The sequence below is a fragment of the Vibrio sp. MACH09 genome, from assembly GCF_033238805.1.
Taxonomy (GTDB): domain Bacteria; phylum Pseudomonadota; class Gammaproteobacteria; order Enterobacterales; family Vibrionaceae; genus Vibrio.
Map to the genome: position 1 here is coordinate 145,643 of NZ_BSFZ01000001.1, position 21,937 is coordinate 167,579.

Genomic DNA, 21,937 nt, shown 5'->3' on the forward strand with positions numbered 1-21,937 from the left:
TATAATCCGGCAGAAAATGAAATCCATTACATACAGGTGATTTACCAATGCGTCCAAATGACAGAAGTCCTGAACAGGTTCGTCCGATTAAAATGACTCGTAACTTTACAGCGTATGCTGAAGGTTCAGTGCTGGTTGAGTTTGGTAATACAAAAGTGCTTTGTAATGCCACCGTTGAAGAAAATGTGCCGCGTTGGCTGAAAGGGCAAGGTAAGGGGTGGGTAACTGCAGAGTATGGCATGTTACCAAGAGCAACTCACACTCGTAACCGACGTGAAGCGGCCAGTGGTAAGCAAGGGGGCCGTACAATGGAGATTCAACGTTTGATCGCTCGTAGCTTGCGTGCCGTGGTTGATTTAGAAGCTATGGGTGAGATCATGGTGACGGTTGATTGTGATGTTATTCAGGCTGACGGTGGTACGCGTACTGCTTCTATTTCTGGTGCTAGTGTGGCAATGGCGGATGCGCTTAATGGTTTGGTTGCTAAAGGCAAACTAAAAAGTAACCCAATGAAGGGGCACGTAGCGGCTGTTTCTGTTGGTATGGTTGCAAATGAAGCGTTGTGCGATCTGGAATATGTAGAAGACTCCGCAGCGGATACCGATATGAACGTAGTGATGACGGAAGAAGGGAAAATGATTGAAGTTCAAGGTACTGCCGAAGGCGAACCCTTTAGTCATGAAGAACTTTTAGAATTATTGGCTCTGGCTAAGCAGGGCATCAGCGATATTGTGGAGATTCAGAAATCCACTTTAGCTGACTGAGATAATAGCTCCTTTTAAGGGGCTATTTTTTTGTCTTTTTTTCCTGCGATGGGAAATAATGTAAGCAATTGATAGAGAGAGAAACAATGAAAGCATATCAGCGAGAGTTTATAGAGTTTGCTCTTGAAAAAGGTGTATTAAAGTTTGGCGAGTTTACCCTAAAGTCTGGACGAACAAGCCCCTATTTTTTTAATGCTGGTTTGTTTAATACTGGGGGCGACTTAGCTCGATTAGGGCGCTTTTACGCTGCGGCTTTGGCTGACTCTGGTATTCAGTACGATGTGTTATTTGGTCCGGCATATAAAGGCATCCCCATTGCAACAACGACAGCCGTGGCGTTAGCGGATCATCATAATGTTGATACGCCATACTGTTTTAATCGTAAAGAAGCGAAGAACCATGGCGAAGGGGGTAGTTTAGTGGGTGCACCGCTGGTCGGAAACATAATGTTGGTTGACGATGTGATTACCGCAGGAACGGCGATTCGTGAATCAATGGAGATCATTAAAGCGAGTGGTGCCAATCTTGCGGGTGTGCTGGTGGCGATTGATCGTCAAGAGAAAGGTCAAGGTGAGTTGTCTGCTATTCAAGAAGTTGAGCGAGACTTCGCCTGCCAAATTATCTCTATCGTTAGCCTTAGCGATATTATTGCCTATTTGGAAAACGAAGAAGGTAATGCTCAACAGTTAGCAAAAGTGAAAGCCTACAGAGAAGCATTTGGCGTATAAAAGTCAGCGGTTATAAATGAGAATTAAGGGGCAAATAGTGCCCCTTAATAAATGCAGTTACTGTTTAAAAATAGAGATGATGTTGACTGTTTCACCCCCTCTCAAAAAAATGGACGTCATTTATACAGCGTATCTTTAGGGATATTAATATCTTCCATAGTTTTAAAACGCTTGTGTAGCCACATCCACTGTTCAGGTGCTTTGAGGATGGTTTTTTCCACGTGCTGATTGACGAATATCGCCGCCGCGTATTCATCTTTTTGTGGATACTGCTCATGAACGGATTTCTCGGCGATTAAGTCATATTTACCCTGATTATTTCTAAAGCCGGATACAAAAGATACTGCGCATTGCCCTGTATAAGCTAAGATGCTGGTGCCCGTAGTTGTACAGGCATTGTCGACCGCAAAAAAAGGAACAAAGACCGATTTACGTCTACCATAATCGTGATCTGGCAAATAGAAGATACGAGCGCCATCGCGTAGTGCACGAATCATCCCTTTAACATCTTTCCTATCAATGGCTTGGTTTCCACCATGGGTTCGTCCCCAGTGCTGTATAAAATTATAAGCAGGATTATTGTGAGGTCGATAAACGCCATAACCTTGTAGGTTGACGGTAGAAAATGCTCGGGCGGTAATTTCTAGATTAAGCGCATGAACAGCACAAACCAGTACGCCTTTTTTATTTTGATCGAACTGATAAAGTTCTTCTAGGTCGCCAAAACTAAGTAGCCGCTTAAAGCGCCACTCAGGCCAAAACCAAGCGATACCAGTTTCGATGAGCGCTAATCCGGTATTCTTGAAATTTTCGGTCACCATGGCGCTGCGCTCTTGCTCTGACATGTCAGGAAAGGCGAGCTCTAAATTACGGTTAGCAATAAATACGCGTTTTTTACTGAACTTCATTCCCCATTGGCCTAACTTTCTGCCAATGAAATAAAGCAGCTTGTAAGGAAGAACATTCACAAATAGCGCTAAAATGGCAAAGCCAATCCATACTCCCCAATATTTGGGGTAAATAAGTGAGAGGCTGAATGTTGGCTTGTATAGATCTTTCATTACTGTCTGAGCCTATTGAATTTGTGCGCTGAGTAATGCCCAATACTCTTCAAAGTTTTCAGTTGGCTGATACTTAAAGTCAGAACGAACAAATCGGTTTAAACTGCCTTCAACCTGGCCAAGTAGCTGAGCCGCTAGAATACCTTCATCAACAGGAAATGACTTTCCTTCTCGGATTTTTCGCTCACGTAATATTTGTCGAAGTTGAGTTTCGATTCTTTCAAACAGTTGGTTGATACGGGTACGTAATCGTTCGTTTTCAAACATCAAGGCGTGACCGGACAAAATTCGGGTTAAGCCAGGGTTCATCTCAGCAAAAGCCAAAATTAATTGTAGAACCATACGAATTCTTTGCAGAGTATCTTTTTCGTCGTCGAGAATTCGATTTATTCGCGACATTAATGCATCTTCAATGAATTCAATAAGGCCTTCAAACATTCTAGCTTTGCTTGGAAAGTGCCTGTATAGAGCAGCTTCTGATACACCGACCTGTTTAGCTAGTTTTGCAGTGGTGATTCTGGATGCACCATCAGTTGACTCGAGCATGTGGGCAAGAGCCTGTAGAATCTCTTCACGACGGTTAGATTTGCGAGTACCAGTCATCTATTCGTTTCCTTTTGTTCATATTAGGGTCTGTTGACCTTTCGCGACTATTTTTGCAACAAACACTGCCTGAAGGGTTCATCTGAAAATGTCTTGAGCTGTGTTATGAGTCGTTTACATAGAAAAACTATGCTGCTCTCTTCATGCCTTGCTCAAACCGCTTTCAGATTAAACAAAATCTGTTCTCGAAAGATAAACAGACCCTAGGTACGCCAATAAAGATGTTCATTAAAGAGGAAATTGGCGACAATCGTTGTTGCAACATTCTAGCTGAGACTGGCGAGATATCGTAGTGTTTAGTTAGACGAAGTTAACAAAAATAAGCATTTAGAAAGAAGTTGGTGCTTGCTAACTAATTTTATCCACTGTGAGAAAGCATCACTTGAGTTAATAAGGAGAGAGCGATAGAGATGACAAATAAATTATCATCTCTGCTTGGAGCCTTGGGCAGACGCTAATGTGTTTTCGCTGAACAGGTTTGCTTAGTATTGGAATAAGTTACTGTTTACCGGAATGGCCAAAGCCGCCTTCGCCGCGTTCTGTTTCATCAAAGTCTGTAACAATATTGAATTCAGCTTGAACCACAGGAACAAAAACTAACTGAGCAATTCGATCGCCGGGCTCAATAACAAAAGTAGATGTACCTCGATTCCATACAGAGACCATCAGTTGTCCTTGGTAGTCGGAGTCGATTAAACCAACGAGGTTTCCTAATACAATTCCGTGCTTATGACCAAGGCCAGAGCGAGGCAATATCGTCGCAGCTAATGTAGGATCGGCAATATGGATTGCAAGCCCTGTTGGTACAAGGTGAGTTTCACCTGGCTCTACTGTTAGAGGCTGATCAAGACACGCTCTAAGATCCAAACCCGCGGAACCATCTGTTGCGTAGGCGGGTAGTGGGAATTGGTCGCCAATGCGAGTATCTAAGATTTTTAAATCAATTTTTTTCATAATAATTTTCGATCACAATAGTTTTTATAACGGACAAATAACAGCGAATTGAGAGCGATAGTCACTAGGAGATATATCGCTCACCTACTGAATACGTTATTGGCTTAGTTGAGCAATCTTGACCAGAATTTCATGGGCCAATTTTTCTTTGCTATCTAAAGGTAGATTTGCTTCCCCGTCAGGCCAGTATAAATGCAAGGCATTGTTGTTGCTGTTAAAACCTTGGCCAGCTACGGACACATCATTGGCACAAATTAAATCCAGGTTCTTCTTTTGTAGTTTGCTACGAGCATACTGCTCCACTTGCTGAGTTTCTGCTGCGAAACCAACCGTAAATGGACGGTTGTCTGCTAGTGCGGCAACACTTGCCACAATATCAGGGTTTTTTATCATGCTGATAGACATAGAGTCGCTGTCATCTGTCTTTTTGATTTTTTGTTGTTCAATATTAGCAGGACGGTAATCAGCAACGGCAGCACAGGCGATAAATATGTCTGAAGCTACGCTATTTTCCATGACGACATCATACATCTCTTGAGCGCTATCAACATTTATACAGTGCGTTTCATTTGGAACAGCAAGAGCAACAGGCCCGCTAACAATAGTCACCTCGGCACCTAATTGCTGAGCGGCTTTTGCCAGCGCATAGCCCATTTTTCCAGAACTGTGATTAGAGATGAAGCGAACAGGGTCGATAGCTTCACGAGTTGGGCCCGCGGTAATCAGTATTTTTTTGTTTTGCAGTAATTTAGGTTGAAAGAAAGCTTGGCAATGCTCCACAAGTTGCATCGGTTCTAGCATTCTGCCCATTCCTACATCACCACATGCTTGTTCACCAGCAGCAGGGCCCCAAATGTGCATTCCTCTGCGTTGCAATGTGGCGAGGTTCTCTTGTGTAGCAATATTACTGTACATCTGTTGGTTCATTGCCGGCGCTATGGCAATAGGTGCTTCCGTTGCCAAAACGGCGGTTGAAACTAAGTCATTCCCCATACCAGCCGAAATACGAGCAATAAGATCGGCGGTTGCTGGGGCAAGTAGAACAAGATCAGCCCATTTTCCTAGCTCTATATGGCCCATTGAAGCTTCTGCGGCAGGATCGAGCAAACTGTCCGATACTGGCCTGCCAGAGACGGCTTGCATGGTTAATGGGGTAATAAACTCTTTGGCTGCATTTGTCATCATTATCTGAACTTCAGCTCCTCGCTCTACAAGACGTCGAGTGAGCTCTGCGCATTTGTAAGCAGCAATGCCACCGCTAATACCTAACAGGATTTTTTTTCCAGATAATGATTGCATGTATTGTTCTCCTAAAATTCTGGCCAAACCATAGCATATTGTGATTGATAAAGTGCACCCGAATTGATGCAGATTTGAGGATATTGAAATGGAAATAAGGCATTTTCTTTCAATGGAGGCGCTACTTTTGCAAAAAATGAGCAACGGTCTCAAAAATATGTAATAGATGATACAGAGCATTCTTTATAGAGTTCTGTTAGTCGTATAACGAGGTTTTGTCGTTTGTGACCGTGAGGAAATGGCTCTCTTATTAAGCTGTATTGGTTCTATTAAGGAGAGGACATGAGCATTAAATTATTACCTAAGGAGTCTCGGCCACGAGAGAAACTACTAACTCGTGGTGTAAAAGCATTATCTGATGCTGAGTTGCTGGCCATATTTCTTCGTACGGGTATTCGGGGAAAAAATGCGATAGAGCTGGCTGAGTATCTGTTGGCAGAGTTTGGTTCATTAAAAAACCTGTTTACTAGTACGAAAGAGACTTTTTGTGCACACAAAGGGTTGGGAGAGGCAAAATATACCCAAATGCAGGCAGTACTAGAAATGGCTCAGCGATATTTATTGGAAACCATTAAAAAGGGAGATACGTTAAATAGCTCTCTTTATACTAAACAGTATTTAACTAGCGTATTAAAAAATAGAGAGCGTGAGAGTTTTGTAATCTTATACCTTAACAATCAACATCAGGTTATAGGGGAAGAGATATTGTTTGAAGGAACAATCAACGCTGCAAGCATCTATCCAAGAGAGGTTGTGAAAGGCGCTCTAGCTCATAATGCTGCGGCAGTGATCTTGGCACACAATCACCCTTCAGGCATATCAGAGCCTAGCCAGTCAGATATTAGAGTGACGATTAGAATAAAAGAGGCGTTGATTTTGGTCGATATTAGAGTGTTAGACCACTTTATCATCGCAGAAGAGAGTGTCTTGTCATTTGCAGAGCAGGGTTTGATATAAAAAAATGACATTGAGGCGTAGTATTATTGAAATATAGATTAGAGAGAATAAAAGCTAACATGCTGACAAATAGCGTAAAAAATGATTAGCCAAACCCTGTTTTTGTTTATAATCGGCCAGTTGTGACATATAACCTTGATAAAACCTATTTTTTCTAGTTGCCCTCCCTCTTAAATCTGCTATGATCCGCGCACTATTTTTGAACACAAATTCAGCTCTGTGTAAAAAAGATCACTAAATCCTGCAAAAAGGATCTGTCTGGGTATTGAGCAATGTACGTCAAGTTAGTATAATGCGCGACCTTTGATAGCCTTGTATGGATTTACCATAGGTTTTAACCTCATTTCTTGATGATTAGATAGAGAGGTTCGGCCACCAAGGTTGATATCGAGCTGAAACGATTTTGGAGAGACATTAATGTCCCGAGTATGCCAAGTAACTGGTAAGCGTCCAGTAACGGGTAATAACCGTTCACACGCACGAAATGCTACTAAGCGTCGTTTTCTGCCGAACCTACAAACTCATCGTTTCTGGGTAGAGAGCGAAAAACGTTTTGTTAAACTACGTCTAACTGCTAAAGGCATGCGTATTATTGATAAGAAAGGCATTGATGCTGTTCTTGTTGATATCCGTGCACGTGGCGAAAACGTTTAAGAGGAATTAAGCAATGGCTAAAGGCATTCGTGAGAAGATCAAACTTGTTTCTTCAGCAGGTACTGGTCACTTCTACACTACTGATAAAAACAAGCGTAACATGCCAGGAAAATTTGAGATCAAGAAATTTGATCCAGTTGTTCGTAAGCACGTTATGTACAAAGAAGCAAAAATCAAGTAATTGATTACTAGTTTCAAAAAGCCCAGCTCTTGTAGCTGGGTTTTTTTATGTCTGTAATTTTTGATATATTCTATACTCAAGTAACCTTGAAAGGGGATGCCATTCCTTCGATTATCTTTCTTGAACTGACCCTGTTGATGTAGCTCTGAATCCTGCAGCTTGAGGTCACTTGAGTATATGACTTGGCATTATTGACTGGTATTCGTCGTACTGGTTACTCATTGAGTAAAATAAGGAAATGCAATGAAGCTTTCTCGTCGTGGTTGGAATAACGTGCTGATGTTGGGCGTTATTATGTTTATGATCATTCTTAATATGCCAACCATTATTAAGAATCACCTCCTTGAACCGGAGCAGAATGAGTACCCATATTTGCTAAACCCGAATCAAACTGTTCAACAGATTCATTTTTCTCGTTGGTCGCTTTTACGGGAAGCGAGCGGCTGGAAAGCAACGGAGACACTTTCTATTCCTGAATTGGAGTTGGTACAGCGTTGGCAAAATTTAGTAGGAACAGCGGTAAGTGATGATACCTATCGTCAATTAAAACCAACGTTATCTAAGGCGAATACGATTGAAGTGTGGTACTTAGAAAAAGAAGAGCCTCAGCGAATTACTTATTATGAAACGCCAAAGTTTTGGTTGATGAAAAACTGGCAGCAAAACTGGATAGCCGTTTCTGTTGAACCAAGCTATCTTTTCCCTATTAATTAAATGCAATCAAGCCAAACGGCAAATATTGGCAAGCTTTGAGTGGATGTATGCCAGAATTACCTGAAGTTGAAGTGAGCAAAATGGGGATTACACCTCATATAAAAGATCAAACAATTGAAGAAATAATTGTACGTCAACCACAGTTACGTTGGCGCATTCCTGATGAACTTCAACTGCTAACAGGACAAAAAATCGTTGCCATTAAACGTCGAGCAAAATATTTGTTACTGGTTACCCCCATTGGTTCCATTATTGTTCATTTAGGAATGTCTGGCTCATTACGGATATTAGATGGTGAACATGTCGCGGGTAAACATGATCATGTTGATCTGGTGCTTACCAATGGAAAACGGCTTAGATATAATGATCCGAGACGTTTTGGCAGCTGGTTGTGGCAGGAGGCTGGTGAAGAGAGCCAGCTATTAAGTAATTTGGGGCCAGAACCATTAAGTGATCAGTTTAGTTGTGACTATATGAGAGATAGAGCGCAAGGCAAAAGAGTTGCTATTAAACAGTTTATTATGGATAACAAAGTGGTGGTAGGTGTCGGTAATATATACGCAAGTGAGTCACTTTTCTCTGCAAGTATTCATCCATTAACGCAAGCGGGTAAATTAACGATAACCCAGTGGGATAAGTTGGTTTTTGAAATAAAGCAAGTGCTTACTACTGCAATAAAGCAGGGTGGAACGACGCTTAAAGACTTTAATCAGGTGGATGGCAAACCGGGTTATTTTGCTCAAGTATTACAGGTCTATGGTCGAGCTGGGGAGGCTTGTCCAAGATGTGCGAATGACATTCAGCAAATTAAAATAGGTCAAAGAAACAGCTATTTTTGTACAGATTGCCAACCAATAAAATAAAGTGCGATAACAATGAATTTTCAGAATAACTTTTTAAGGATCACTGTTTGGGTCCTTACGGCATTACTTATTTCAAGTGTAATTTTGACCACTGGCCGAGTGATTTTTTTGTTTCAACAAATTGATGTCACTATGCTTGGTGAACGATACTGGGATCTATGTCGAGCGTTATTTGTTGGTTTGCGATATGACTTAAAAGTGACAACGATTGCTTTCGCGCCCCTTTATTTATTGGCCATCGTTGTAGCCGCATTTCCTGCGCTATTTAATTTTGTTAAGAAGTGTCTACTTCCTTATGCCAGTATTATTTTCTTTCTGTTAACAGCATTTAGCATCGGGAATTATTACTACTATATTACTTTTGGTAACTATTTTGATGTGTTTGTTTTTGGACTGTTTGATGATGATACCAAAGCCGTATTAGAAAGTGCATGGAGTGATTACCCCATTGTATTTGCGCTACTTTTCACCGTAACTATTACTGTGGCTGCATCAAAACTTCTTCACAAGGTTATCGCCAGCAAGCGCTTTTTAGCGACGAAGTCATGGCACTGGTCAATGGTTTCTATTGCCGTTTTTGTGGCAATTTTAGTCTATGTCGGACTGGCCCGTGGTAGCTTTTCGACCTTACCCCTTAAACGTTATCACGCTAATGTCTCTGATTATGATGTACTAAATAAGGCGACTCCCAATGCATTTATGGCTCTAGATTGGGCGAGAGGCGACTATAAGGAACAAACCAAGTTTGAACCGATTGGTGCAGAGTTACTGACGACTCAAATGAACAAAGTGTTAGGGCAACCAACCCCTGAATATCACACGCCGACAAATGAATATCTTGAGAATAATAAACCTCATATAGTCATGACCTTAATGGAAGGGTTTGGCAGTAATGTTTTGCTAGAGGATGACGCGGAAAAGAATGATCTACTGGCTTCGCTTCGTCAGCCGTTTGAAGATGATTTTGTCTTTAAGCGTTTCTTAGCAAGTACCTCCGCAACCATTGATAGCATGATGATGATGCTATTTCATAGTAGTAACCCTTCCATTAGTCACTCTAGTGTGCAAAAAGTGGTTATGCCTGGCTCTGCAGTAATGCCTTATAAGCGGGCAGGGTATGAGGTTGTGTATATTACGCCAGGAAATGCGATGTGGCGTAATTTAGCCAATTACCTGCCCTTGCAGGGGTTTGATAAAATCGTTGATGAAAATACTCTTATTAGAACCTTCCCTGAAGCCAAAAAATACGCAGATACATGGGGAGTTCCTGATGAGTACGCTTTTAAATATGCCGAAAAAATATTAAACAGCAGTGATAAGCCGTTATTGATCTATATTCTTACTGTGACCAACCATTCACCGTTTAAGGCGCCAGAGAGTTATCAGGTTAAGCCGGTTGAGATAAGTGAACGACTGAATCAGTTATTAGGACCTTTAAAGGAGCATGGAACTGCTCTTTTGAGTGCTTACCAATATGCAAATGACGCTTTTGGACAGTTTATAACGAATATTAAAGGTTCAGCCTTAGCCAATAACACCTTAATCGCAGGGACGGGGGATCATAGAATGCGTTACTTGGATGGTACCTTGGCCAATGAGTTTGCCATTAATTACGCTGTTCCTTTCTATCTGTATGTGCCGCAGAAAATCTTACAGAATGTACCATTTCAATATGATAGCCAGCGTATTGGTTCTCATCGGGATATTTTCCCGACCTTGTATAATTTCAGTCTGTCTGATGCCAGTTATATCTCTTTAGGCGGTAACAACCTGCTTTCTACACAATCGATAGAAAGCTTTGGTTATAACGCGCAAAGGGTTATTAATGAGCAGGGTAGCTATGATGTATATCAGCCAGAAAAACTCTACCCATGGGCTGATGATCAGTGGCACAGTGAAGAGAGTGCGGTTGATAACCCAAATCCACAACAAGGCAAAGAGTACCGCAAGCTTCAAGACTACTATCTGCGTTGGCAGGTCGCTCAGTAATTACGACTCTTCTGTCTTTGTGATGGAAGAGTTTTTGGCCGTCTTGTTGCTAATGGCTAGCGCGACATTTTCTGGAACAAATTGCTTAATGTCGCCACCGTGAATGGCGACTTCTCTAACGATGGTTGACGATAAGAAGGCGTATTCTTCTGAAGGAGTAAGAAATACGCTCTCTAAAGTTGGCAGAAGTTTTCGATACATATTTGTTAGACCAAACTCATACTCAAAATCGATTGTGGTTCGAAGACCACGAATGAGTAAGTTGGCTTGTTCTCTTTTGGCAAAATCAACCAGCAGTCCTGAGAAACCGACAACGGATATATTGTTGTGGCTGCTGATCGCGGTTTCTATTAGTTCTACTCGCTCTTCTAAGGTGAACATGGTTTTTTTGCTCGGGCTGGCAGCAACGCCTATGACCACATGATCAAACATTTTTGCAGCTCTTAAAATCAGGTCTAAATGCCCATTAGTAATAGGATCAAATGTACCAGGGTAGATCACTTTAGATGTGTGCTTATGTGTCATTTTATCGTTTCTTGTACTTAGAAGTGCATAACGATCATGCTAACAAATGCGCATAAAATTAACTATTTAATTTTGAGGCTCTATACAGGTACTATACGGGTCTATGTTGAATATAAATGATATCGGTAACGATACTTCTCTGATTAGTTTGTAAACTTGGTGCTATATATGCAAAAAATACTGGTAGTTCGTAATGATAAAATTGGCGACTTTATGTTGGCCTGGCCAAGCTTCGCCATGTTAAAAGAGTCGATGCCAGAGAGTCATATTACGGCTTTAGTTCCTCGTTATACCGCTGAACTTGCAAGGCAGTGCCCATGGATTGATGATGTGATTATTGATCCAACTAAATCCGCCGATAAGTCTGATTATAATGCACTGCTTCAAACAATAAAAAAGTGTCATTTTGACGCTGCAATTAATCTATTTTCTACTACGTATAATGCAACGCTTGTATGGCGAGCGGGTATTCCTTACCGTTTAGCTCCGGCTACCAAATTTGCGCAAATTTTCTATAACCATCGAGTTAAGCAAAGACGTTCTCAGTCCGCAAAACCTGAATATCAATATAATATGGACTTAATTCGAGTCTTTTTGTCGGATAACAATGTGGCAATTATTGAACCGAGTGCGCCATATTTCCAGTTTGATGAAGATGCGTTGGCGGCACAGAAAACAAAGTTAGCTAAGCAGTTAGGGATTGACTCGAATCTACCTTGGGTATTTGTTCACTCTGGTACGGGAGGCTCTTCAAATGCCCTTGCGAATGAGCAATATCAGACATTGATAAGTGGCTTAGATGGCGAGTTTGAGACGGTGTTAACTGCAGGGCCAGGTGAAGAGGAAAACGCGAGAAAACTTCTATCTCTGATCTCAGCACAAGGTGATCACTGTGTTGTGTATGATAAAAATGATGGTTTAGTGGATTTTTCCTGCTCTTTAGCTTGCGCCAGTTTGTTTATTGCGGGTTCTACCGGGCCACTTCATATTTCTGCCGCACTGGATGTGCCTACTGTCGGCTTTTTCCCAGCAAAACGGTCTTCAACACCTTTGCGTTGGATGCCGATAAATTCAGATGAACGTCATATTGCCTTTACTCCCCAAGGTGGTAAAAACCAAGAAGAGCAGAGCAATATGACCAGTATCGATATAGAACAGGTGTTAACGGATCTTAATCCTTGGGCTTGTCAGTATTTGTCCTAATCCATAAATCAGCGTATTTCACAAAAGTGGAGTGCGCAGAGAGGATGGAAAGCAACAAACCTTGTTTTCCATCTAAGAAACCTGCCTTGATGAAATACATTTTCACAAAACAACTTAATGCATGAGTGATGCCCGTAAAAAGACTGCTTTTTTTACCACTTCTTTCTCGTTGATCTGCCCATGCCTTGGCATACCCTGCTGACTTCACAAGATAGTGGTGCAGATCATTATAAGTATAATGTATGGCATCCCCATCGAGCTCTTTGACTTGCATACTACTGTTTACCTGCACTTTTTCATGAACAAGGGCATCATCGTATTGGGTCAGTTGGGTAGGATATAGGCGTACAACTCTATCTGGATACCAACCACAATGTTTAATATAGCGTCCAAATACCCAGCTGAGTCGATTCATTCTGTAGACGGTATTTGGCTGGTTTTGAGTCACTGCAGATTCAATGCTTGCTTGTAGTTCTGGGGTAATTCGTTCATCTGCATCTAACCAGAGCACGTAGTCGGACTCAACGTACTGCTGGGCTAACTGCCGCTGAGGGCCAAATCCCGGCCAACTTAGGTTAGTGAAAAATTTGTCGGTATAGTTGCGGGCAATTTGCTCAGTATTGTCAGTGCTTCCTGAATCAAGAATAACAATTTCATCAGCCCAGTTAGAAACGGTATCTAAGCAGCCGGCGAGGTTATCAGCTTCATTCTTTACAATTAAAGCCACCGCGACGGTGATTTTTTTATCGCTGCTATTTGGCATGGTTATCCTCGGTTTTTTCGATGGTGTTAAAGCGTTGTTGAACGTCTTCTAAAGAGATGGCATCCATTATGTGGCTGCCTTTTACTCTAGAGCTCCAAGAGAGATCTTCGAGCGGCTTATTGTATTGCTGTTGTGCAAATTGTTCATAGACACTGACAACATATTTTTGACTGTTATAAGGGCCAGTTCGTTTAGGGTTACTATGCCCATATAAACCGATTACGGGAGTATGTTGGGTAGTCGCGATATGTGCCGGGCCTGAGTCTGGTGCAAGTACAATATCAGCATATCTTAATATTGCGGTAAGCTGTTTTAAGGATGTTTTTCCTACTAGATCCAGCGCTGTGGAGTTCATGAGCGTTTGAATACGTTGTGAAAGTGCCAGTTCGCGCTCTGATGGCGATCCGCATAGCACGACTTGATAACCTTTACTCGTTACCCAGTCGGCAAACTGGGCGTATTTTTCAACTTGCCAGTTGCGTTCATCTTTGCTTGCCGCCGGGCTGATAACGACGGACGGCTTCTCTTGTAGTACCTGTTTAGCGAAGAGAAGATGCTCTTGATCAATAGGCAACTGCCACTCGGGCTGGCTGCGAGGTACTCCTAAATAGTGAATGAAGGAGAAGAAGCTGTCTAAGACATGTTGAGAGTGGGTATCAGGTATTTTTCGATTGGTAAATAACCATTGACCTTCTTTAGCTCGTTCTCGATTAAAACCTACTTTGTAGTTTGCGCGAATGCCAAGGGTAACAATACTGGCTCTCAATGCTAGCTGCATATGAATAAGGGCATCGAAGTGTTGTCCTTTTAGTGCCTTCCAAACGGATTGGATACCAGTCCAGCCAGCTTTCTTGTCGAATATGATTAGCTCGACACCTTCTAATCCTTGAACTAATTGCGCCTCTACTTTGCCTATGATCCAGGTTACTTTAGTTTCAGGCCAATGTTTTTGCAAAGCTTGGACTGCTGCGATGGCATGGCATACGTCTCCAATTGCTGACAAGCGGAGAAAACAGACAGATTTAGGTGCTGAATTGAAAAGGGGCATGATTAGTTCCAGATTCGGTGTCTCAAGGATTATGCAGCGATAGTGTTGCAACTTCAAGATATTGACGGGTTAATACCAATGGGAAATAGCAACGTACTATTCAATAAAGATGGCATATTTGAGAATGTGAGTGATAACTGTAGAATGAAGCTTCTCAACTGGCAGGCGTCCATTATAGATGAACTGCCAATAGAATAGATAAATATACTGGTTTGATAATGAACGAAATTAAGCAGCCCAAATTACGTATTTGGTATGATGATAAGTTATTAGCTTCTGCTGTTGAGCAGAGTTTTGATATTGATTATTGGCATCATCAAGACCGTGTTATTGGTGCTGCACAGGGGCGAGGGACCACTTGGTTTATTCAGCTAGCTGGCATTCAAGCAGCGCTTCGTCATTATCGACGTGGTGGCTTGTTTGGCAAGATTGTGAGTGACCATTATCTGTTCTTTGGCTGGAAGAATAGCCGAGCGTATCGAGAGTTCCAATTGTTGGCTAAGCTTGCTGATGGTGGGGCTAATGTCCCTAAGCCTATTGCTGCTAGAGTAGTAAAACGGACATTTTGTTATCAAGCGGATCTGTTAAGTGAAAAAATCCCCAATACGGATGATTTAGTCTCAATATTGGAGAGAGAGCCTTTATCTAACATACTGTACCAATCAATAGGAAAGGAGATCAGAAAAATGCATGATCTGCAGGTTAATCACACTGATCTCAATATTCATAATATTCTGGTGGATAACAATAGTGTCGTTTGGTTGATTGATTTTGATAAATGTGGTGTTAAGGAGGGGGATTCTTGGAAAGAATCGAACCTTAGTCGATTAAAGCGGTCATTCTATAAAGAAAAAAATAAAAGAGATATTTGCTGGCAAGAGAGTGATTTTGAGCAACTGTTGATAGGTTACCACTCTGAAGAGTAACTTATTTTTGGATTGATCTTTTTGTGTCGTATGATTTTTTATTGATCAGGTTTCGTGGAGAAAACATTGAACAAGCTTTCGTTTAAACAGAAGTTACACTCTCATGGGTGGCTTATCCTTATTAATGCTTTGGTCGCCATGGCTATATCGAGTCGCTACTTTGCATTCTTGCCAGAGTTCCCTAGTGATATTCAGGCAATAGTGTTTATTTTTGCAGGTACGTTTAGCCAAATGGTATTGCTGTCTGCTGTGGTTGGGTTGATTAGCATTCCGTTTCTGTTTCTCCCCACTCGCAGTCGTAGACTGGTGCAAAGTCTCACTGCCTCCATTGGTATCGCGGTTCTATTCATCGATACCATTGTGTTCGCTCAGTACCGTTTTCATATTAACTTTGTTGTGGTCAATATGATTTTATCTGGGCAGATTGTAAGCTTTCCACTGGTTACTTGGGCGATGGTGATTGGAGGTGTCGCGGCATTGTTAGTGAGTCAGTGGATGTTAGTACGCTGGCTAGATGGTCAACCAGTGATCACACAACATAAGCTTGGACGAAAGTTTGCATTTGTGACTTTTTTGGCTCTATTGGCGACAAATGGCATCCATATCTGGGCTGCTGCACACGCCTACCAGCCTGTTACGGTTGTTAAGCGATATCTGCCTCTTTTCCAGCCGGCTACTTCCAATAAATTGATGCGTAAGTACGGCTGGATTGATGAAGAAGCGTTAAAGCGCCAACAGTCGATGAAAATGGATCGAAAGAGCGATTTACACTACCCATTAAATCCTTTGCAAACTGAGCCAGTAGAAAAGCCAGTGAATATTCTTTGGCTGGTGGTGGACTCATGGCGCGCCGATACCTTTAATGCTGAGATTACCCCTAATACATGGGCAGTAGTAGAAGAACAGGATGGCATTATATTCAATAACCATATGTCGACGGGTAACTCGACTCGAACGGGTATTTTTGGTTTGTTTTATGGTGTTCCTGGTACTTATTGGCACGGCTTTCTGGCAAACCAAAAAGCACCGTTATTTATCGATAGGCTTCAGCAGCTAAATTATAATTTGGGCATTTTTTCTGCGGCCCAACTGAGATCGCCAGAGTTTGATAAAACGGTATTCACCAATGTGGCGGATTTACGAGTAGATGGCTCGGAAGGTGGCCGACCATCTGAGTTAGATATTGATTTAACCAATGATTGGTTAGCTTGGTATGATCAAAAAGATAAAACGAAACCGACCTTCTCGTTTTTATTTTATGATGCGCCCCATGGCTATGATTTTCCTGATGACTACCCAAATAAGTTCGAGCCTTATCTGAAAACCCTTAACTATCTAAAATTGAATAATGACACAGATACGACAGAGTTCTTTAATCGTTATAAAACCAGTGCTCACTTTGTTGATAGCCAGATGAAACGAGTGTTGGATAAGTTGAAGCAAAGCGGTGATCTCGAGAATACGGTTGTAATCATCACTGGCGATCATGCTCAAGAATTGAATGATAATAAGCTGAATTTTTGGGGTCACAATAGTAATTTTACTGATGCCCAAATCAAGGTGCCTTTCGCTATATTTGGCCCGAAAATTAGCGCTAATAGCATGCTTTGGCCTGCGGATGCACTCACCAGTCATCAAGATGTTGTTCCTACATTTATGAAGAATTATCTTGGGGTAACGAGTGAGCTAGCAGATTACTCTGTTGGTGAAGACTTGCTAGCGTCACCGGTGAAAAGAGATTGGACTCTATCATCAAGTTATGGGGGGTATGCAGTGGTAAGCGATGAAAGCATTTTAGAAGTGAAGATTAGCGGTGCTTACCAACTGATGGACAAAACCAATAGAGAGATAAAAGGCGGAGAAATTAACTATAAGCAGCTAAACGATGCTTTAGAGCATGTAAGCCGCTTTAATAAGTAACGTTTAATACATCGATTTGGTGGCCACCTCTTCCCATTGACTGATAATGTTTGCGCGGTCAAAAGGTTTTAGGTGGTCATCAGTAATCATCGGTTTATTGGCTAACATTGAAGACATAGCAATAGTGATATCTTCAACAATATCATTCTCATCTCTACCAGTAATGTCTATTAAGTACTTTTGTAATTCACCTGTAAGTATTTCACTTGGTCCGCTAGGGCAATTAGTGCTAACTACGGGGGTATTACAAGCTAATGCTTCAATCAGTACCATCCCCATCCCTTCATAATCTGATGTGAAGGATAAGAGTTCAGCATGGGCCATATAGGGGAGGGGGTTTTCAACAAATCCTTTAAATATTACGCGTTCTTCAATCCCTAAATTTTCTGCAAGCTGTTTTAGTTTCGGCTCTTCTGGTCCTTTACCTAATATAACCAAATATAACTGTTCATCATTCAATTGGCTAAATGCTCTTATAGTTCTTTCAATTCTTTTTCCAGGTGCGAGAGAAGATACAGAAATGATGTAATCATTTTTAATGAAAAAATCAGATAGTCTTCCGGTTGATAATTCTCTGATAGCAGCAATATCAACGGGGTTGTAAATAGTTTTAGTTCTTTTTGTTAGTGCAGGATAGAGTATATTCATTTCACGTGATACGCCCTCGGAAACACCAATGCATTGAATATCTTGGAATATTTTATTGATAGGGCGCAATGACTTAACCGTGCGATCAATAAAAACTTGTTTAGGGGAATTATGGAGAACAACACAAAGGTTTTGGTTTGAATAAAAAGAATAATGCTCCAAGAAGTAATACATGTTATGGCTGATGACTATGTCAGGCCTGATATTTTCTATTAATTTCGATATTCGTGTTTTTTTTATTGGAAATGAAATAACCTTTAATAAGTATCGTTTCCACTCATTAATATTGCTTATAAATTCAGAGTGCTCTCTTAATTTCTTTTTTTTTGTTTTTTTCGTCGTTTTTTTCTCTACATGTTTTTGAAAAAGAGAGGTATCACCGACAACTTTAGGGGTTACATCTTTAATCGTGAAGGTTTTAAGGTGGTAAACCTTCACATCTTTATGTAGTGGGAATGCGATTCTATTTCGATCGATGATAATAGATACTTGATGTCCCTCTTCAACAAGATAGTTGCTCAAGTTGGTGATGACTCGGCTTCCCCCTGAGGAGGTTAGAGATAAAGAGTGAAATAGAAAATGCATATATTCTTATGGTCTAACTTTTGTTTTAAGTTTGGCTATTATGTCGTGAGATAGGATAAATTGCTATCTTTGTACTGTTAGAGCAACTAACTGGTGTCGTCGGTTTTATTGGTAATAATGTTTGTTTTAATTTTTAATCTAAATTTCATGTACATACTGCTAATACGAAACTAGAATTGGCGGCTTTATTGATGCTTGGTTGTTAGTGTTTCTGAGTATGGTGTGCAGCGTCATAAAAATGATGGATGAGAGAGTAATAAGTTGGGTTGGATTATATTTTGACATTTAGATATGACATTAATGGCTTGAGGGCTATCGCTGTAATGGCTGTTATGCTGTTTCACTTTAATCCCAGCTGGATCAAAGGAGGTTTCTCCGGAGTCGATGTTTTTTTTGTTATATCTGGTTATTTGATGACCGCAATTATAGTTGGAAAGCTAAGCTCTCGCTCTTTTAATCTTGTTCAGTTTTATACTTCCCGCGCAAATCGAATTATTCCGGCTCTATCTGTTTTGTGCGCAACACTTTTTGTATTTGGGTGGTTTTATCTCCCTCCTTTTGATCTAGCCATGCTAGGAAAGCATATTGAAAAAAGTGCCTTTTTTGTATCAAACCTTAGGTATATAGCTGAGGGAGGATACTTTGATAGTGCTGCTAAAGAGAAATGGTTGCTTCATACTTGGTCATTGTCTGTGGAGTGGCAATTTTACCTGATATATCCCATTTTCTTACTAGCGTTAAGTAAATTATTCTCTGTCAGTAATATTAAGAGAATCATCTTGTTATTGGTATCTGTTGGCTTTCTTTACAGTGTATGGTTAACGGAACTTGATTCTGATACTGCGTATTATATTTTGTCGGCCAGAGCGTGGGAAATGATGATGGGTGGAGTCGCTTATCTGTACCCGTTTTCGTTTAACAAGAAAAACAAAAAACGAATAGAAATCATTGGATTATTTTTTATTTTTCTAGCGTTTGTTACTGTATCAGAGGAGCTGTTATGGCCGGGCTACTATGCTTTGATGCCTGTATTGGGTAGCTATCTTGTTTTAATAGCTAATCGACAAGATAGTATGCTTACCAATAACTTAACTTGCCAATTTTTAGGAAAATGTTCGTATTCTATTTATCTTTGGCACTGGCCTGTTGTGGTAATCAATCAGTATCTAGATATTTCTAACTGGTGGCTGTATGGAATTCCACTGTCCATATTATTTGGTTACATTAGTTATCGGTGGATTGAATCACTATCATTTTCTTCATTTAGCCGTTGGAGAGATATTTATAAAATAAAGCCGGTTTGGATGGCTGTGTTCTTGTTTCTATTTGGAAAAGAGGTTTATTTATCGGACGGATATGAATGGCATTACCCTGATAATGTTAAAGAGATGTTTGTAGAGATTAAAGAGCTAAAAGATAACAGTCGATGGGAAAAGTGCCATGGTGGATGGAATTCGCCTCATCCTGAATGTCTGCTTGGGAGTGGTAAGGTCGGTGCTATTGTTATTGGAGATAGTCACGCAGAAGCGATGGTAGGTATGATTGATAGAATTCATACCAAAACAGCTGTTTTAGACTGGAGTATTGGCGCATGCGCAACGATAGCAGGGTTATTTTCTAACAAGGAAGGAAATGGTTGTGGCAATTTTGTTGAGTATGCGATTGAACAAGCGGGAACAAAATATAAAGGTGTTCCTGTCATTATAATAAATCGAACATCACAAAATTTATATGGTCGGAATGAGGATACTAAGCCAGTATCCCGCTTTGTTGGGAAAGAGTATTCCTCAAGAGATGATGAGTACCGACAATCTATTGCTCAAGGAATGATTGATACTGCATGTCAGTTTTCAAAAACCAATCCTACTTATATCGTGAGGCCGGTTCCCGAATTAGTAAACAATGTTCCTAATACCCGTCTAAGGAGCCAGCTCTTTGCTGGAAATGATAAGCAGATATCCATTTCAAGAAGAGAGTACGACCAACGACAGAGCTTGGCGTATGATATTCAAAATGAAATGCGTGATAAATGTGATGTGAAAATTATTGATCCGATTCCATACCTCTGTTCTGAAACTTCGTGTGTCGGAGTAAAAAATGGTCAATCACTCTATTTTGATGATGATCATTTAAGTGAATATGGTGCGGATTATATTGCTCCTGCATTTCAAAAAGCATTGAATTTGTAGTTAATCACGAAGTCGAACGATCTATATTGTTTGGAAAATTGAACCTAGAAGTGCAGGTCGATTAATAAATATCGTTAATAGCACAGAACTTTTCTCTCCATCCCTTTCACCATTGATAGGCATGGTTTAAAATCTAGCAAACGAATTGAAGTAATTGAAACTATGAACGCATATTTGTCATTGATTGGTCGCTCTGATGCTCTGTTTGAAAAAGACATTAGTGATAACGAAAAAGCACTAAGAGCTGAGGTGTCAACATCTAAATTTTTGGTGTTAGGTGGTGCCGGCTCTATTGGCCAAGCTGTCACGAAAGAGATATTTAAACGTAACCCTCAAAAATTGCATGTTGTGGATATTAGTGAAAACAATATGGTTGAGCTGGTTCGAGATATTCGAAGTTCATTTGGCTATATTGGGGGAGACTTTCAAACGTTTGCATTAGATATTGGTTCTACCGAATATGATGCTTTCATCAAATCCGATGGTGAATATGACTATGTGCTGAACCTCTCAGCTCTAAAACATGTTCGCAGTGAAAAAGATCCATTCACTTTGATGCGTATGATCGATGTTAATGTCTTTAACACCGACAAAACCATTCAACAATCGATTCAGTCCGGTGTTAAGAAATATTTTTGTGTATCAACAGACAAAGCAGCCAACCCTGTCAATATGATGGGCGCATCGAAGCGTATTATGGAAATGTTCCTAATGCGCAAAAGTGAGCAGATAACCATTTCAACAGCTCGTTTCGCTAACGTTGCCTTTTCTGATGGCTCTTTATTGCATGGGTTTAATCAAAGACTACAGAAGAATCAACCTATTGTTGCTCCTAATGATATAAAGCGCTATTTCGTGACACCTCAAGAGTCAGGTGAGCTATGTTTAATGTCTTGTATTTTTGGTGAAAACAGAGATATTTTCTTTCCTAAGCTTAGTGAAGCTCTCCATTTGATCTCTTTTGCTGATATTGCCATCAAATATTTAAAACAACGTGGCTATCAGCCGTATTTGTGCTCATCAGAAGAAGAGGCGAGAGAGCTAGCGAAAACCTTGCCTGAGCAAGGCAAATGGCCCTGCCTATTTACCGCGAGTGATACGACAGGTGAAAAAGATTTCGAAGAATTTTTTACTGATAGTGAAGTATTGGATATGGAACGATTCCAAAACTTAGGCATTATCAAGAATGACCCTCTATATGACTCTCAATTACTTGCTTTATTTGAACAGCAGATCGCTGATATGAAAGAGAACAAAGAGTGGACTAAAGAGCAGATTGTCGAGCTTTTCTTTAAGATGATTCCAGATTTTGGACATAAAGAAACGGGCAAATACTTAGACAGCAAAATGTAGTGAGAAGTAA

22 protein-coding genes are annotated in these 21,937 nt (G+C 40.7%); 14 read left to right on the plus strand and 8 right to left on the minus strand.

Annotation, left to right across the window (positions count from 1 at the left end; all coding sequences use genetic code 11):
- The first annotated feature begins 47 nt into the window (after positions 1–47).
- A complete protein-coding gene (gene rph, locus CHJ_RS00620) occupies positions 48–764 on the plus strand; it encodes a ribonuclease PH (protein ID WP_171753505.1) in 717 nt (238 codons plus the stop codon).
- 86 nt (positions 765–850) lie between these two features.
- A complete protein-coding gene (pyrE, locus tag CHJ_RS00625) occupies positions 851–1,492 on the plus strand; it encodes an orotate phosphoribosyltransferase (protein WP_171753504.1) in 642 nt (213 codons plus the stop codon).
- A 116-nt stretch (positions 1,493–1,608) separates the two neighbouring features.
- Here pyrE and lpxL read toward each other — a convergent pair whose 3' ends face one another.
- The 4 genes from lpxL to coaBC all read right to left on the minus strand — a co-directional run bounded on the left by lpxL (position 1,609) and on the right by coaBC (position 5,409).
- Complete coding sequence (gene lpxL, locus CHJ_RS00630; protein WP_317916607.1) at positions 1,609–2,553, minus strand: LpxL/LpxP family Kdo(2)-lipid IV(A) lauroyl/palmitoleoyl acyltransferase; 945 nt, start codon at positions 2,551–2,553, stop codon at positions 1,609–1,611.
- 12 nt (positions 2,554–2,565) lie between these two features.
- Positions 2,566–3,156 (minus strand): nucleoid occlusion factor SlmA, encoded by a 591-nt coding sequence (gene slmA, locus CHJ_RS00635; RefSeq protein ID WP_171753502.1) that lies wholly within the window; start codon positions 3,154–3,156, stop codon positions 2,566–2,568.
- 498 nt (positions 3,157–3,654) lie between these two features.
- Positions 3,655–4,110: a dUTP diphosphatase gene (gene dut, locus CHJ_RS00640; RefSeq protein ID WP_171753501.1), complete on the minus strand. Its 456-nt coding sequence runs from the start codon at positions 4,108–4,110 to the stop codon at positions 3,655–3,657.
- 96 nt (positions 4,111–4,206) lie between these two features.
- Positions 4,207–5,409 carry a bifunctional phosphopantothenoylcysteine decarboxylase/phosphopantothenate--cysteine ligase CoaBC gene (coaBC, locus tag CHJ_RS00645; protein WP_317916608.1) on the minus strand — a complete coding sequence of 401 codons (1,203 nt, stop codon included), beginning with the start codon at positions 5,407–5,409 and terminating at the stop codon, positions 4,207–4,209.
- Positions 5,410–5,691: 282 nt separating this feature from the next.
- Here coaBC and radC point away from each other — a divergent pair, with 282 nt between their 5' ends.
- From radC to CHJ_RS00675, 6 genes are all read left to right on the plus strand, one after another.
- On the plus strand, positions 5,692–6,366 hold the full coding sequence (gene radC, locus CHJ_RS00650; RefSeq protein ID WP_171753499.1) for a RadC family protein: 675 nt from the start codon (positions 5,692–5,694) through the stop codon (positions 6,364–6,366).
- Between the two features lie 417 nt (positions 6,367–6,783).
- Positions 6,784–7,020, plus strand: coding sequence for a 50S ribosomal protein L28 (rpmB, locus tag CHJ_RS00655; protein ID WP_004728407.1), 237 nt, complete (start codon positions 6,784–6,786; stop codon positions 7,018–7,020).
- A 13-nt stretch (positions 7,021–7,033) separates the two neighbouring features.
- Complete coding sequence (rpmG, locus tag CHJ_RS00660) at positions 7,034–7,201, plus strand: 50S ribosomal protein L33 (protein ID WP_084884015.1); 168 nt, start codon at positions 7,034–7,036, stop codon at positions 7,199–7,201.
- Between the two features lie 243 nt (positions 7,202–7,444).
- Positions 7,445–7,915: a hypothetical protein gene (locus CHJ_RS00665; protein WP_171753498.1), complete on the plus strand. Its 471-nt coding sequence runs from the start codon at positions 7,445–7,447 to the stop codon at positions 7,913–7,915.
- A 47-nt stretch (positions 7,916–7,962) separates the two neighbouring features.
- On the plus strand, positions 7,963–8,778 hold the full coding sequence (gene mutM, locus CHJ_RS00670) for a bifunctional DNA-formamidopyrimidine glycosylase/DNA-(apurinic or apyrimidinic site) lyase (protein ID WP_317916609.1): 816 nt from the start codon (positions 7,963–7,965) through the stop codon (positions 8,776–8,778).
- Between the two features lie 12 nt (positions 8,779–8,790).
- A complete protein-coding gene (locus tag CHJ_RS00675) occupies positions 8,791–10,767 on the plus strand; it encodes an LTA synthase family protein (protein ID WP_411861527.1) in 1,977 nt (658 codons plus the stop codon).
- Here CHJ_RS00675 and coaD read toward each other — a convergent pair whose 3' ends face one another.
- A complete protein-coding gene (coaD, locus tag CHJ_RS00680) occupies positions 10,768–11,292 on the minus strand; it encodes a pantetheine-phosphate adenylyltransferase (protein ID WP_317916610.1) in 525 nt (174 codons plus the stop codon).
- 168 nt (positions 11,293–11,460) lie between these two features.
- Here coaD and CHJ_RS00685 point away from each other — a divergent pair, with 168 nt between their 5' ends.
- Positions 11,461–12,495: a glycosyltransferase family 9 protein gene (locus CHJ_RS00685; protein ID WP_317916611.1), complete on the plus strand. Its 1,035-nt coding sequence runs from the start codon at positions 11,461–11,463 to the stop codon at positions 12,493–12,495.
- On the opposite strand, the gene CHJ_RS00690 is transcribed toward CHJ_RS00685, so the two are convergent.
- Both CHJ_RS00690 and CHJ_RS00695 read right to left on the minus strand, forming a co-directional pair.
- Entirely contained in the window at positions 12,464–13,258 is a 795-nt protein-coding gene (locus CHJ_RS00690; protein ID WP_317916612.1) for a glycosyltransferase family 2 protein, read from the minus strand. The two genes, CHJ_RS00685 and CHJ_RS00690, sit on opposite strands and share 32 nt — an antisense overlap.
- On the minus strand, positions 13,248–14,306 hold the full coding sequence (locus tag CHJ_RS00695; protein ID WP_317916613.1) for a glycosyltransferase family 9 protein: 1,059 nt from the start codon (positions 14,304–14,306) through the stop codon (positions 13,248–13,250). Before CHJ_RS00695 ends, CHJ_RS00690 begins: the two co-directional genes overlap by 11 nt.
- A gap of 42 nt (positions 14,307–14,348) precedes the next feature.
- On the opposite strand from CHJ_RS00695, the gene CHJ_RS00700 reads away from it, so the two are divergent.
- The 3 genes from CHJ_RS00700 to CHJ_RS00710 all read left to right on the plus strand — a co-directional run bounded on the left by CHJ_RS00700 (position 14,349) and on the right by CHJ_RS00710 (position 17,152).
- A complete protein-coding gene (locus CHJ_RS00700; RefSeq protein ID WP_171753491.1) occupies positions 14,349–14,504 on the plus strand; it encodes a hypothetical protein in 156 nt (51 codons plus the stop codon).
- A gap of 20 nt (positions 14,505–14,524) precedes the next feature.
- Positions 14,525–15,232 (plus strand): 3-deoxy-D-manno-octulosonic acid kinase, encoded by a 708-nt coding sequence (locus CHJ_RS00705; RefSeq protein WP_171753490.1) that lies wholly within the window; start codon positions 14,525–14,527, stop codon positions 15,230–15,232.
- A 66-nt stretch (positions 15,233–15,298) separates the two neighbouring features.
- Positions 15,299–17,152 (plus strand): DUF3413 domain-containing protein, encoded by a 1,854-nt coding sequence (locus tag CHJ_RS00710; protein ID WP_317916614.1) that lies wholly within the window; start codon positions 15,299–15,301, stop codon positions 17,150–17,152.
- Between the two features lie 3 nt (positions 17,153–17,155).
- Here the strand turns inward: CHJ_RS00710 and CHJ_RS00715 are convergent, their stop codons facing one another.
- Positions 17,156–18,322, minus strand: a complete 1,167-nt coding sequence (locus tag CHJ_RS00715) for a glycosyltransferase (RefSeq protein WP_411861528.1) — start codon at positions 18,320–18,322, stop codon at positions 17,156–17,158.
- 341 nt (positions 18,323–18,663) lie between these two features.
- Between CHJ_RS00715 and CHJ_RS00720 the strand changes: the two genes are divergently transcribed.
- Positions 18,664–20,574, plus strand: a complete 1,911-nt coding sequence (locus CHJ_RS00720; RefSeq protein ID WP_317918054.1) for an acyltransferase family protein — start codon at positions 18,664–18,666, stop codon at positions 20,572–20,574.
- A gap of 162 nt (positions 20,575–20,736) precedes the next feature.
- Positions 20,737–21,927, plus strand: coding sequence for a UDP-N-acetylglucosamine 4,6-dehydratase (locus CHJ_RS00725; RefSeq protein WP_317916616.1), 1,191 nt, complete (start codon positions 20,737–20,739; stop codon positions 21,925–21,927).
- The last annotated feature ends 10 nt before the right edge of the window (positions 21,928–21,937 follow it).